At 72.8% G+C, this 13,473-nt stretch carries 10 protein-coding genes and 1 pseudogene; 7 read left to right on the forward strand and 4 right to left on the reverse strand.

Going from position 1 to position 13,473, the window contains the following annotated elements:
* Positions 1–3: 3 nt before the first annotated feature.
* The gene (locus BJ965_RS02960; protein ID WP_184907221.1) at positions 4–429 is read left to right on the forward strand and encodes a MarR family winged helix-turn-helix transcriptional regulator; all 426 of its coding nucleotides are present in this window, start codon (positions 4–6) and stop codon (positions 427–429) included.
* Here the strand turns inward: BJ965_RS02960 and BJ965_RS02965 are convergent.
* Positions 426–824, reverse strand: coding sequence for an SseB family protein (locus tag BJ965_RS02965; protein WP_030844525.1), 399 nt, complete (start codon positions 822–824; stop codon positions 426–428). The genes BJ965_RS02960 and BJ965_RS02965 overlap by 4 nt on opposite strands.
* Positions 825–1,187: 363 nt before the next feature.
* On the opposite strand from BJ965_RS02965, the gene BJ965_RS02970 reads away from it, so the two are divergent.
* The 4 genes from BJ965_RS02970 (at position 1,188) to BJ965_RS02985 (ending at position 7,663) form a co-directional block, all read left to right on the forward strand.
* Positions 1,188–2,327: an MFS transporter gene (locus BJ965_RS02970; RefSeq protein WP_184907222.1), complete on the forward strand. Its 1,140-nt coding sequence runs from the start codon at positions 1,188–1,190 to the stop codon at positions 2,325–2,327.
* 31 nt (positions 2,328–2,358) lie between these two features.
* Positions 2,359–4,125: a glycoside hydrolase family 35 protein gene (locus tag BJ965_RS02975; protein ID WP_184907223.1), complete on the forward strand. Its 1,767-nt coding sequence runs from the start codon at positions 2,359–2,361 to the stop codon at positions 4,123–4,125.
* Complete coding sequence (locus BJ965_RS02980; protein WP_184907224.1) at positions 4,119–6,506, forward strand: beta-galactosidase; 2,388 nt, start codon at positions 4,119–4,121, stop codon at positions 6,504–6,506. Before BJ965_RS02975 ends, BJ965_RS02980 begins: the two co-directional genes overlap by 7 nt.
* An 86-nt stretch (positions 6,507–6,592) precedes the next feature.
* Positions 6,593–7,663 carry a LacI family DNA-binding transcriptional regulator gene (locus tag BJ965_RS02985; protein ID WP_184907225.1) on the forward strand — a complete coding sequence of 357 codons (1,071 nt, stop codon included), beginning with the start codon at positions 6,593–6,595 and terminating at the stop codon, positions 7,661–7,663.
* A 9-nt stretch (positions 7,664–7,672) separates the two neighbouring features.
* Here BJ965_RS02985 and BJ965_RS02990 read toward each other — a convergent pair whose 3' ends face one another.
* From BJ965_RS02990 to BJ965_RS03000, 3 genes and pseudogenes are all read right to left on the reverse strand, one after another.
* On the reverse strand, positions 7,673–9,640 hold the full coding sequence (locus BJ965_RS02990) for a heavy metal translocating P-type ATPase (protein ID WP_184907226.1): 1,968 nt from the start codon (positions 9,638–9,640) through the stop codon (positions 7,673–7,675).
* 70 nt (positions 9,641–9,710) lie between these two features.
* The gene (locus BJ965_RS02995; protein WP_246545825.1) at positions 9,711–9,914 is read right to left on the reverse strand and encodes a hypothetical protein; all 204 of its coding nucleotides are present in this window, start codon (positions 9,912–9,914) and stop codon (positions 9,711–9,713) included.
* Between the two features lie 138 nt (positions 9,915–10,052).
* A pseudogene (locus BJ965_RS03000) lies at positions 10,053–10,658 on the reverse strand (aldehyde dehydrogenase family protein); the annotation flags it as partial.
* A 273-nt stretch (positions 10,659–10,931) separates the two neighbouring features.
* Between BJ965_RS03000 and BJ965_RS03005 the strand changes: the two are divergent.
* Both BJ965_RS03005 and BJ965_RS03010 read left to right on the forward strand, forming a co-directional pair.
* Positions 10,932–12,020 carry a homoserine dehydrogenase gene (locus BJ965_RS03005; RefSeq protein ID WP_184907227.1) on the forward strand — a complete coding sequence of 363 codons (1,089 nt, stop codon included), beginning with the start codon at positions 10,932–10,934 and terminating at the stop codon, positions 12,018–12,020.
* Positions 12,013–13,443 (forward strand): aldehyde dehydrogenase family protein, encoded by a 1,431-nt coding sequence (locus BJ965_RS03010; protein WP_184907228.1) that lies wholly within the window; start codon positions 12,013–12,015, stop codon positions 13,441–13,443. Before BJ965_RS03005 ends, BJ965_RS03010 begins: the two co-directional genes overlap by 8 nt.
* The last annotated feature ends 30 nt before the right edge of the window (positions 13,444–13,473 follow it).

The following is a 13,473-nucleotide window of genomic DNA, read 5'->3' on the forward strand; positions in this document are numbered from 1 at the left end:
CCTATGGCGTCGAAAACGGCTGGTGGGCAGCTCGAGGACCGGTGGCGGGACATCCTGTCGGCGCACGCGCGCACGATGTGCGAGATCGACCGGGCGCTGCATCCGCACGGTCTCGGCGCCTCCGACTTCGAGGTCTTGGACATGCTCGCGACCGCGGCGCCCGAAGAGGGCGAGCAGTGCCGGGTGCAGAACCTCGTGGGGCGGGTCCATCTCAGCCAGAGCGCGCTGTCGCGGCTGATCGCCCGGCTGGAGAAGGACGGCCTGGTGACGCGGTCCGTGTGCGCGGAGGACCGGCGGGGGGTGTGGGTCTCTCTGACGTCCAGGGGCCGTGAGCTGCACGCCGAGGTGCTGCCGCTGCAGCGGGCAGCCCTGTCCCGGACACTGGGCGGAGAGCCGCCCAGGCCCGGATCGGGTCGGTCGCTCCGCTAGCGCGCCAGCAGGGTGCGGACTCCCTCCGAGGTGAGGGTCAGGCGGTGCTCCGAGCTGCCGTCGATGGTGAGCGACAGGTCGTCGGCCGGCCACTGTGCGGCGAGGGCGCCGAGGGGCACCAGGCGGTAGCGGGAGACGAACGGCAACAGCCCGGCCATCTCCACCTCGGAGGTGAACACGGGCACCACCGGTTCGCCGCCCGGCTGCTCCAGCACCGGCAGCGCCACCGCCGAGGGATTGGCGGCGTCGGAGTCGTTGGCGTCGTCGGGCACGGGGATGAGCACGTCGCTGTTGGCGAGCGCGTCCAGAGCCGCCGTGTCCTCGGTGTTCTCGGCGAGGACGTCCAAAGCCCGCTGGGCGGGCGTGGGCGTGGGGTCGTTTGCGGGTGTCTCCATGGCAGATTCCCTGGTAGCGGCGGTCGTGCGGCCCGCCCGGGCATGATCCGCCCGGATGCGGTCCTGCTCGCGTACCCGAACGGGAACGGGGCAACCCTGGTGGATCTCCGGGGTTGGTGGGAGCTCGGGGGAGATCTTGTGCGGACCGGGGGGGGTCCCGGGGTGTCCCGTCGGCCGGTGCGCCGCCGAGGTGGGGCCGGGTTGTCGCGGGCTGTTGACGCGCCTGATGTTACCGGTAACATCAGGCGTCCGATCCAGACGTACGCGACTGTGCCCTCCGCCCACCCACACGGTGGCCCGTCCTCCGGAGTCCGCGTGACCGAAGAGCGCGTTGCCCGTCTCTCCCCCGCACCTTCCGGGCCTGTGTTCAGCACGGCAGCCGTGGTCGCCTCCTGCGTGGGCTTCGTGCTCATCGGCGTGCTGCAGTCCCTGTACGGCCCGGCGATCCCGGCGCTCCGGGCGGAGTTCGGGCTCTCGCCCTCCGCCGCCGGGCTGGGGCTGAGTGCTCACTTCGTGGGTGGTGTGGGCGGGGTGCTGCTGTTCGACCGGCTCTACGGCCGGGTCGGCAACCGGCGCATCCTCGGGAGTTCGTATCTGCTGATGGCCGTGGGCGCGGCCGGCTTCGCCCTGGCGCCCGACTGGCCCACCGCCCTGGCGGCGGCCCTGCTCTCGGGCTTCGGCTTCGGCGGTATCGACTACGGTCTCAACCAGCTGTTCTCCGTGGGCTTCGGCCACCGTTCGACCGCGATGCTGAACATCCTCCACGCGCACTTCGGCATCGGCGCCGTCCTCGGCCCCGCCGTGATCGGCGTGGTCGGATCAGAGCACTACCCGGCCGTCTTCCTCACCTTCGCCCTCGCCAACCTGCCGTTGCTGCTGTGCCTGCGGGGCGTGCGCGGCCGCGTGCCCGCCCCGGCCGGAGACGGGGCCGGGGCCGGCGGCGGAGCCGTCCTCGGCCGGAGTCTCGGGTCCCTGCTCGCGGTCTTCGTCGTCCTCTACGTGCTGCACGTCGGCATCGAGGCCGGGGTCGGCGGCTGGGAGCCCACACATCTGGAGACCGTCGGTTACGGCGCGGGGGTCGCCGCCACCGCCACCTCCGTGTACTGGCTGATGATGACCGCCGGCCGCTTCCTGGTCGCCCCGCTCGCGCTGCGCTTCTCCGGACAGGCCATCATCACCGTCTCGTGCGCGGGCATGACGGTCTGCCTGCTGGCCGCGACCGTCCCGGCGCTCGCCCCCTACGCGTACGCCGGTGTCGGTCTGTTCATCGCGCCGATCTTCCCCACCGGGCTGCCCTGGCTCAACCGCGCCGCCCCGCAGGCCCGGCGGGCCGGTGCCCTGGTCATCGCGGCCTCCATGATCGGCGGTGTCGCAGCGGGGCCCGCGCTGGGCAAGGCCATCGAGTGGTCCGGGATCCGCGCCGTGCCGCTCCTGCTGTGCGGCGTCTCGGCGCTCTGCCTGGCCGCCACGCTCTGGCTCATTCGCGGCACCCGCTCCCGATGACTCCGCCCCCCTTCCGAAGGGAACCTTCCGCATGCCCGCCCTGACGACGACGTCCGACGGATTCCTGCTGCACGGCGAGCCGTTCCGGATCATCTCCGGCGCGCTGCACTACTTCCGCGTCCACCCCGGGCTCTGGTCCGACCGGCTGCGCAAGGCGGGGCTCATGGGCCTCAACACGGTCGAGACGTACATCCCGTGGAACCACCACCAGCCCGATCCCGAGGGCCCCCTCGTCCTCGACGGCTTCCTCGACCTGCCCCGGTTCCTGCGGCTCGCCCGGGACGAGGGGCTTCGGGTGCTGCTGCGTCCGGGGCCGTTCATCTGCGCCGAGTGGGACGGCGGCGGCCTGCCCGACTGGCTGACCTCCGACCCGGACATCCGGCTGCGCAGCAGCGACCCCCGCTTCACCGGGGCCGTCGACCGCTACCTCGACCTGCTGCTGCCCGCACTCGCGCCGCACATGGCGACGGCGGGCGGCCCCGTCATCGCGGTGCAGGTGGAGAACGAGTACGGGGCCTACGGCGACGACAGCGCCTATCTGAAGCACCTCGCCGACGCGTTCCGCTCCCGCGGTGTGGAGGAGCTGCTGTTCACCTGCGACCAGGGCGACCCCGAGCATCTGGCGAACGGAAGCCTGCCCGGTGTCCTCACCACCGGCACCTTCGGCAGCCGCGTCGAGCGGTCCCTGGCCCGACTGCGCCAGCACCGGCCCGAAGGCCCGCTGTTCTGCGCCGAGTTCTGGATCGGCTGGTTCGACCACTGGGGCGGCCCCCACCATGTGCGGGACGCGGCCGACGCCGCCGCCGACCTGGACCGGCTGCTGTCCGCCGGGGCGTCCGTCAACATCTACATGTTCCACGGCGGGACCAACTTCGGCTTCACCAACGGCGCCAACCACAAGCACGCCTACACACCCACCGTCACGTCCTACGACTACGACGCCGCGCTCACCGAGTGCGGCGACCCGGGCCCGAAGTACCACGCCTTCCGCGAGGTCATCGCTCGCCATGCCACCGTCCCCGACGAGCCCGCCCCGGCCCCGGGTCCCAAGCTTCCGCCCACCACCGTCGAGTTGAGCAGCAGGTCTGATCTCCTGCCGTTCGCCGGCTCGCTCGCCCCCGCCGTGCGCACCGACGCGCCCGTGACCATGGACGAGCTCGGGCAGCGCACCGGCTACGCGCTCTACCGCACCACCCTGCCCACCGACGGCGACGGGGTGCTGCACTTCGCCCGCGGGGTCGGCGACCGCGCCCAGGTCTTCGTCGACGGCGCCCCCGTCGGCGTGCTGGAGAGCGAGCGCCACGACGAGTCGCTGCCCGTGCGCGTGCCCCGTCCCGGCGCGACGCTGGAGGTCCTCGTCGAGAACATGGGCGGCGTCAACTACGGCCCCCGCATCGGCGCGCCGAAGGGCCTGCTCGGACCCGTCTCCTTCAACGGCACGGACCTGACGGGCTGGGACTGCTCGCCGCTGCCGCTGGACGATCTGGACACGGTGCCGTTCGTCCCGGCCGACGGGACACCGGTCATCGTCCCGGCCTTCCACCGCGGCACCTTCGACGTCGGCACCCCCGCCGACGCCTTCCTCCGTCTGCCCGGCTGGTCGAAGGGCCAGGCCTGGATCAACGGCTTCCATCTGGGCCGTTACTGGAACCGCGGCCCGCAGCGCACGCTGTACGTTCCCGCGCCGGTGCTGCGTCCGGGCTCCAACGAGCTCGTCCTGCTGGAGCTGCACGGCACCACCGCCGCCCGCGCCCTGCTCACCGACACCCCCGACCTCGGCCCGGAGAACACGTGGTGACACATCTCCTGCGCGTCCCGCCGCCCGCCGCTCCCCCGCTGACCGGCCACCTGCCGTTCACGGACGCGCCCGGCGTGCCCGACCCGATCGAGGTCGGCAGCCGCTGGCTGACCAGGGGCGGCCGCCCCTGGTTCCCGGTCTCCGGCGAGTTCCACTACTCCCGCTACCCGAACGGGGCGTGGGAGGAGGAGCTGCTGAAGATGAAGGCGGGCGGGGTGACAGCCGTCTCCTCCTACGTCATCTGGATCCACCACGAGGAGATCGAGGGGCGGGTCCGCTTCGACGGCGACCGCGACCTCCGGCGGTTCGCCGGGCTGTGCGCCCGCCACGGACTGGACTTCATCCCCAGGATCGGCCCCTGGTCCCACGCGGAGGTACGCAACGGCGGCCTGCCCGACTGGCTCCTGGCACGGACGGCCGCCCCGCGCACCGACGACCCGGCCTACCTGTCGCCCGTACGCACCTGGTTCACGGAGATCGCGGGGCAACTGCGGGGCCTGGAACGGGCGAGCGGCGGGCCGGTCGTCGCGATCCAGATCGAGAACGAGCTGTACGACCGGCCCGGCCACCTGCGCACGCTGAAGCGCATGGCCCAGGAGGCAGGGCTGAGCGCGCCGTTGTGGACGTCGACCGCGTGGGGCGGGGTCCGCCTCCCGGGCGAGGAACTGCTTCCGCTGTACGGCGGCTACCCCGAGGCGTTCTGGACGGAAGCCGACGGGGGCTGGCCCGACACCTGCCGCACACACTTCTTCTTCACCCACCAGCGCGACGACGAAGCCATCGGTGCCGACCTCCGGCCCACGGGCGCGCCGGACGCCGGCACCCTGGCCGATCGATTCCCCTGGGCCACCTGCGAGTTGGGCGGCGGCATGGCGGTGGCCTACCACCGGCGGCCCCGGGTGGAGGCCGCCGACATCGGTGCCGTCGGGCTCACGAAGATCGGCTGCGGGTCGGTGTGGCAGGGCTACTACATGTTCCACGGCGGCACGAACCCGCCCGGCGAGCTGACCTCCCTCCAGGAGTCGCACGCCACCGGCCACCCCAACGACCTGCCCGTCCTGACCTACGACTTCCAGGCCCCGCTCGGCGAGTACGGACAGCTGCGGCCCTCGTACCACGAACTGCGCCTCCAGCACCTGCTCCTGGCCGACCTGGGACACCGGATCGCGCCCATGCGGTCCGTGCTGCCCGAGCAGACGCCGACCGGGCGGCACGACCGGGACACCCTGCGCTGGGCCGTGCGGACCGACGGCACCTCCGGCTTCCTGTTCGTGATCAACCACCAGCCGCACGAGCCGCTTCCGGACCACCCCGGCACGGCCTTCACGGTCGACTTCCCCCTCGCGCCCTCGCTGACGCTGCCGAGCACTGCCGTCACGGTCCCCTCCGGCGCGTACTTCTGCTGGCCGCTGCGGCTGGACGTGGCCGGGCTGCGGTTGGAGTGGGCCACGGCGCAGCCCGTGTGCACCGTCGAGGCGGACGGCCGTACGGTCCTGGTGCTGGCCGCGACCGACGGCATCGCGCCCGAACTCGCCCTGGACGCGGACACGGTGGTGTCCGTGGCCGTGCCGTCCGGGGAGATCACGCCGGTCGCCGGCCGGGTCCTGGTCAGCGGGGTGCGGCCCGGCACCGACGCCCTGGTCGAGGTGGAGGCGGCCGACGGTTCGCGTGTCGGCCTGCTGGTCCTGGACCCGGCGACGGCCCGCACCGTCTACCGGGGCCCGGCGTGGGGCGCCGGGCGGCTGGTGCTGTGCGCGGACGGTGTCGTCTTCGACGAGGGCCGTGACGAGGTGCGGCTGCACAGTCCGGCCGCCGAGCCGTCGTTCGCGGTGCTGCCCGCCCCGGATGCCGCCCTGGTGGCGGAGGGAGCGCACCTACGGCAGGCCGCAGACGGCGTTTTCACGCGCTGCACGATCGAGGCCGAGCCTCTCCTCCCGGTGACGACAGCGACCGTGACGTCCGTCAGGCCGGGCGGCAGGGCGCCCGAGCCCGTGACCGGTGTGCGGGGCCGGGCGAGCGTGCCGGCCGTTGAGGACGTGGACGCGGCGGCGGCCGAGTACCGGGTCGACGTACCGGAGGACCTGCTGCGGGACCCCGCGGGTGTGCTGCTGCGGCTGCGCTGGACGGGGGACCTGGCACGGGCCTATGTGGGCGACGTCCTGGTCGCCGACCAGTTCTACTCGGGGCGGGTCTGGGACATCGGGCTGGACCGGCTGCCGGCCGGGACGCTGCTCACGGAGGGGCTTCGGCTGGAGGTGCTGCCGCTGGCCCGGGACGCGCCCGTGCACGTGCCGGGGCAGTCGGGTGACGCATGGCGGGAGGCGCGTGTGCTGGACGCCGCATGGGTCGTCACGCGCCGCTGGAGCGTCCGGGCCGGCTGAGACCTTCCGGGCACCCGCCCGGCCTATGCTGTGCTCCTGCCGGGCGGGTTCAGGACCCGCCGTACCGACATCGAGGATCACCCGCCATGACACCGAGCGCCCCCGACGGTCCTGTGGCCAAGGGCCGCAGCAGGCGCAACTTCGCCGGGGCGCGGCCGGTGATGGCCGACGTGGCCCGGATGGCCGGTGTCTCCAAGCAGACCGTGTCGCGGGTGCTCAACGACCATCCGGCGGTCCGTCCCGAGACGCGCGAGGCGGTCTCGCAGGCCATGCGCACGCTCGGCTACCGGCCCAGCCGCAGCGCGCGGTCCCTGGCCAGTGGCAGAACCCGGATGCTCGGGGTCATCTCCTTCGACGCCGCCCGCTACGGGCCCGCCTCGATTCTCACGGCGATCAACACGGCTGCTCAGGAGGCCGGTTACCTCGTCAGCTCCATCGCCCTCGACACGGCCGACCGCGCCACCGTCGTCGAGGCCGTGAACCGGCTGTCGGCCGAGGGCGCGGACGGCGTGATCGCGATCGCGCCGCAGCTGTGGGTGGGCCGGGCCCTGGCGGAGACGACCGATCTGGGTACTCCCCTGGTGGTGCTGGAGAGCCCGCTCGACGACGGCACTCCCCTGGTCACCGGCGATTCCCGCACCGGTGCCCGCAAGGCCACCGAGCACCTCCTCGCCCTCGGCCACGCCACCGTGTGGCACATCGCCGGCCCGGCCGGCTGGACCTCCGCCGACCTCCGGTTGACGAGCTGGCGGGCGACGCTCCGGGCCGCCGGTGCCGTTGTTCCGGACCCCCTCGTCGGGGACTGGAGCGCCGACTCCGGCTACGACCTGGGCCGTCGGCTGGCCCGGCGCCCGGAGGTGACGGCGGTGTTCGCCTCCAACGACCAGATGGCGCTGGGCCTGCTGCACGCCCTGCACGAGTCGGGGCGGTCCGTCCCCGGGGACGTCAGCGTCGTCGGCTACGACGACATCCCCGAGGCGGCGCACTTCCTGCCGCCGCTGACCACCGTCCGCACCGACTTCGCGGAGATCGGCACCCGTTCGCTGCGCCTCCTCCTGGACCGGATCGACGGCCCGGGCTGGCATCCCCGCGCCGACACCCTCGTGCCCGTGGATCTGGTGACGCGGGCCAGCAGCGGTCCCCCACCGGTGCGCTGAGGGCGCTCGTCAGCCGCTCTCCCCGGCGGCGGCCCGCTGCCAGGCCCCCTCCCTCAGCAGCCGCAGCCCGTTCAGGCCGACCAGGACCGTGGAGCCCTCGTGGCCCGCGACGCCCAACGGCAGCGGCAGGTCACCGGCCAGGTCCCAGACGACGAGTCCGGCGATGAACACACCGGCGATCACGAGGTTCTGCACGACCAGTCGGCGGGCGCGGCGGGACAGGGCGACCGTGGCGGGGACCGCGGCGAGTTCGTCGCGCACGATGACGGCGTCCGCGGTCTCCAGGGCCAGGTCGGAGCCGGCCCGGCCCATGGCGATCCCGGTGTGCGCGGCGGCCAGGGCGGGTGCGTCGTTGACGCCGTCCCCGACGACCAGCACCTTGCGGCCCGCGCTCTCCATCTCCCGGACGGCGTCCAGCTTGTCCTGCGGCAGGAGCCCGGCGCGTACGTCGTCGATGCCGGCCTCGTCGGCGAGGTGCGCGGCGGCCCGGGGATTGTCGCCGGTGAGGAGCACCGGGGCGCTGCCGGTGAGCCGGGCGAGGGAGGCGACCGTGGCGGCGGCATCCGGGCGCAGCCGGTCGGCGATGCCGAGCAGACCGGCGGGGACACCGTCGACGACGACCAGGACGGCGGTACGGCCGGACTCCTCAAGTTCCGCGGCCGTGCCGTCGGTGTCGTCCAGCAGCCGGGCCGGTGCTCCCACCGCGACCGTACGGCCGTCGACGACGGCGGTGACCCCCACGCCGGGCGCGGACGTGAAGTCCTGCGCATCGGGCAGGTCGAGGCCGCGCCCGCGGGCGGCGTCCACCACCGCCCGGGCCAGCGGGTGCTCACTGGGCCGCTCGGCGGCGGCCGCCAGCGTCAGCAACGCGCGCTCGTCCAGGCCGGTTCCGGGCAGTGGCCGCACGTCGGTGACCCGCGGGCTGCCCTCGGTGAGCGTGCCGGTCTTGTCCAGGGCGACCGCGTCCACCTGGCCGAGCCGCTCCATCACCACGGCCGACTTCACCAGCACGCCGTGCCGCCCGGCGTTGGCGATGGCCGACAGCAGGGGCGGCATGGTGGCCAGCACGACCGCGCACGGGGAGGCGACGATCATGAACGTCATGGCGCGCAGCAGCGCGTCGGTGAGCTGCGCGCCGAAGGCGAGCGGCACCAGAAAGACGGCCAGGGTCGCGGCCACCATGCCCAGCGAGTAGCGCTGTTCGACCTTCTCGATGAACAACTGCGTGGGCGCCTTCGTCTCGGACGCCTCCTGCACCATGCGGACGATACGGGCGATCACCGAGTCGGACGCGTCGCGCTCGACCCGGACACGCAGCGCGCCGGTGCCGTTGACGGTGCCCGCGAAGACCTCGTCGCCCCGCTCCTTCGGCACGGGCAGCGGCTCCCCGGTGATGGTCGCCTGGTCCACCTCGCTCGCCCCGTCCAGTACCCGGCCGTCGGCGCCGACGCGCTCCCCGGGGCGTACGAGGACGAGGTCGCCGACCGTCAGTTCCTCCACGGAGACGGCCTGTTCACCGCCGTGGGGGCTCAGACGGGTGGCCGTTGCGGGGGCCAGGTCGAGCAGCCCCCGGACGGAGTCGGCGGTGCGGGCGGTGGCCAGTGCCTCCAGCGCGCCCGAGGTGGCGAAGATGACGATGAGCAGGGCGCCGTCCATCACCTGCCCGATCGCGGCGGCGCCCAGTGCGGCGACGACCATCAGCAGGTCGACGTCGAGCGTGCGGTCCTTGAGCGCCTTGAGCCCCTCCCACCCCGGCTCCCAGCCACCCGTGACGTACGACAGGGCGTACAGCGGTCCCCAGGTCCAGGCCGGGGCGCCGGTCAGCTGCAGGGGCAGCGCGAGCAGGAAGAGGACGGTGGCCGCGGCGGCCCAGCGTGCCTCGGGGAGGGCGAGGACGCGGGTACGCCGCCGGGCCACCGGGCCGGTGCGTGCGGGCTTCGCCCGCTCGACCGGCTGCGGCGTGAGCGTGGAGGTCATCGAGGGTCCTTCTGGCGGGGGCGCATGGCCTCCTCACCATACAGGAACACATGAAGACTGATTCATGTCTTCATTCCCTCACCCTCCCGTCCGGTGGTGCGGGCGGTCCGCGCAGCCTGTCCTTCGCCTTGTAGTAGGCACCGCCGAACGGCAGGCACCACGCGGTGCCGTTGTAGAGGACCGGGACCTTCGGGAAGCCGAGGCCGCGCAGCGGGTTGGCCTCCGGGCGGCCGTCCATCATCTCGGCGACCGCGCGGCCCATGGAGGTGGCCATCTGGACGCCGTGGCCGCAGTAACCCATGGAGCAGGAGAGGCCGTCGGCCTCGCCCGCGTGCGGGAGGCGGTCCGGAAGCGCGGCGCCGGGCAGAATCCCGGCTCGGAGGGCCGAGGCGTGCCGCTGCCCCCTCCACCGCTAGCGCACGGGCACGGCCACGTACTGGCACTCCAGGAACTCGTCGATCCCGACCCGGCCGCCCTCGCGTCCGAGTCCCGACTGCTTGACCCCGCCGAAGGGGGCTGCCGGGTTGGAGACGAGACCGGTGTTCAGACCGACCATGCCCACCTCCAGGCCTTCGCTGACGCGCAGGCCCCGGTCCAGCCCCTGGGTGAAGACGTAGCCGACCAGTCCCCAGGGCGTGTCGTTGGCGCGGCGCAGGACCTCGCCCTCGTCGTCGAAGGTGAGGATCGCGGCGACCGGGCCGAAGATCTCCGTGTCCATCAGCCGGCTCGCGGAGTCGACACCGGCCAGCACGGTCGGCGGATAGAAGTTGCCGGGCCCTTCCGGCCTCCGACCGCCCACGAGCACCTCGGCGCCACGCTCGACCGCGTCGGCGACCAGCTCCTCCACCTTGGCGCGTCCGTTGGCGTCGATCAGCGGGCCGACGTCCACGCCGTCGCGGGTGCCGGGCCCCACCACGAGCGCGCCCATCCGCTCGGCGAGTCGTCGCCCGAACTCGTCGGCCACCGACCGGTGCACGAAGAAGCGGTTCGCGGCCGTGCGGGCCTCGCCCATGTTGCGGTGTGCGAGCCGCTGCTGCGCGGCGGCCGGATCCGCAAGCTGTCCTTCACGGGCTCCACCGCCTCGGCCAGGGCAGGGACCTTCTCGTCCCCAGCCCTGCGCCTTCAGCTGGAACGAGCCGGATGCCGCTGGACCTGGGGTGGGCGAATCGCCCTACGACACAGCAGATCGGCATGCCGTGTGGTCGTTGTGGCATGGAGCAGGTGACAGGCACAGAAGCGAGGCTCTGAGCAGCCGCACCGTGAAGGGGGCGGACTGTGAAGGAGCGATCTCATGGGCCGATACGATCTCGCCCTCATCGGATTCGGCGGCGTCAATCGCGCGCTTGCCGAGCTCATATCCCAGAGCGGGGACCGCCTGGCCGGGGAACTGGGTTTCGCCCTGCGGGTGGTGGCGATCACCGATCTGCGGGCCGGTTCCCTGGTGGACACCGACGGCATCGATCTGACGCCGCTACTGGCCGCCGAGCCCGGGGAGCTGAGCTTCGCGGGCCTTGCCGGCGGCAGCGCTGATCCGCGCAACGAGTGGGTGATCCGCGAGGTGCCGGCCGACATCGTCGTGGAGGCGACGTTCACCAACCCCAGCGACGGCGAGCCCGCCCTCTCCCATGTGCGTTGGGCCCTGGAATCGGGCAAGCACGTGTGCACCACCAACAAGGGACCGGTCGCGCTCGCCGGCCGGGCGCTGAAGCGGCTGGCCGCCGAGCGTGGTGTCAGCTTCGAGTTCGAGGGCTCGGTACTCAGCGGCACCCCCATCCTGCGCACCGCCGAGCGCATGTTCGGCGGCCTGGAGATCACCGGCGTCCAGAGCATCATGAACGGCACCTCGAACTACATCCTGGGCCGTCTCGAAGTGGGCATCGAGCTTTCGGCGGCCATCGCCGAAGCCCAGGAGCTCGGGTACGCCGAAGCCGATCCCACCGCGGACATCGAAGGCCACGACGTCCAGCTCAAGGTCATGATCCTGGCCAACGAGGTCCTCGGCGCCGACCTGCGCCGCGAGGACGTCTTCCGCGAGGGAATCTCCGCGATCACCCCCCACGAGGTGCGGGACGCCGCCTCGAAGGGGCTGCGCTGGAAGCTGGTCGGCTCCGCCACCCGCCACGAGGACGGCAGCGTCGATGCCCGCGTCGCCCCGCTCGCCCTGCCCGCCGATCACCCGCTCGCGGGGATCTCCGGTCCGGTCAACGCGGTCGCCTTCCACACCGACCTCCTCGGCACCGTCACGGTCTGCGGGCCGGGCGCCGGCCGCGTCGAGACCGCCTACGCCCTGCTGTCGGACATCATCGCCATCCACCAGCGCCACGCGGACGACGAGACCGCCCCCGTCCGCCGCGTTCTCCAGGAGACTCACCGTGTCTGATACCGCCGTACCCCCCGGCCTCGAACTGGGCACCGACACCACGGCCGTGCACAACCCCTACACCGGCGAGGTCATCGCCTCGGTGCCCACCGTCGACGCCACCGCCATCGGCAGCATCCTGCAGCAGGCCAGGTGCGGGCGCCGCACCGCGGCCGCGCTCTCCCGCGCCTCCCGGGCCGCGGTCCTGGAACGCGCCGCCCGTCTGATCGAGCGGCGCGCCGAGTCCTTCGCCCAGCTGATCGTCAGCGAGGCCGGCAAGACCATCGCCCAGGCCCGCAACGAAGTCGCCCGCGCGGTCAACACCCTCTCCCTGTCCGCGGCCGAGGCACGGCGCAACGCCGGCGAGGTCATCCCCTTCGACTCCTATGAGGGTTCGGAGAAGCGGCAGGGCTGGTTCACCCGTGAGCCCCTGGGCATCATCGCCGCGATCACCCCGTACAACGACCCCCTCAACCTGGTCGCCCACAAGCTCGGCCCGGCCATCGCCGGCGGCAACGCTGTCATCCTCAAACCGTCCGCGCTGACGCCGCTGTCCGCGCTGCGCCTGGTCGACACCCTCATCGAGGCAGGCCTGCCCGAGGAGATCGTCACCGTCGTCAACGGCGATGCCGGCCTCGCCGCCGTGCTCGTGGCCGCCCCCGACGTGCGCATGGTGTCCTTCACCGGCGGCTTCACCACCGGCGAGGCCATATCCCGCACGGCCGGCCTGAAGAAGCTCGCCATGGACCTGGGCGGCAACTCCCCGGTCATCGTCATGGACGACGCCGACCTGGACGAGGCCGTGGCCTGCTGTGTCTCCGGCGCGTTCTGGGCCGCGGGCCAGAACTGCGTCGGCACCCAGCGGATCCTGATCGCCCGCCAGGTCTACGAGCGTTTCCGCGACGCGTTCGTCGCCCGCACCAAGCTGCTGCGCGTCGGCGACCCGCTCGACGAGCGCACCGACGTCGGCCCCATGATCACCCAGGAGGCCGCTGCCGCCACCCGGGCCAAGGTCGACACGGCGGTGGCCGAGGGGTCGGTGCTGCTGTGCGGCAACGACGTCACCGGCACCCTGTGCACGCCGACCGTCCTGGAAGACGTCCCGGCGACCTGCTCGATCTGGCAGGAGGAGGTGTTCGCCCCGGTCGTCGTGCTGCAGCCGTTCACGTCCTTCGAGGATGCCATCGAGCAGGCCAACGCCATCGACTACAGCCTCCACGCGGGCATCTTCACCTCGCGCCTGGACCGCGCCCTGACCGCGGCCCGGCTGCTGGAAGCAGGCGGAGTCATGATCAACGACTCGTCCGACTACCGCCTCGACGCCATGCCGTTCGGCGGGTTCAAGTACGGCAGCATGGGCCGCGAAGGCGTGCACTTCGCCTTCGAGGAGATGACCCAGCCCAAGGTCGTCTGCGTCAACCACATCAGCGAAGTGGTTCAATGACCGCCTTCCGTACCGAGCACGAACGCCTGG

The organism is Streptomyces luteogriseus (genome assembly GCF_014205055.1).
In the GTDB taxonomy this organism is placed as follows: domain Bacteria; phylum Actinomycetota; class Actinomycetes; order Streptomycetales; family Streptomycetaceae; genus Streptomyces; species Streptomyces luteogriseus.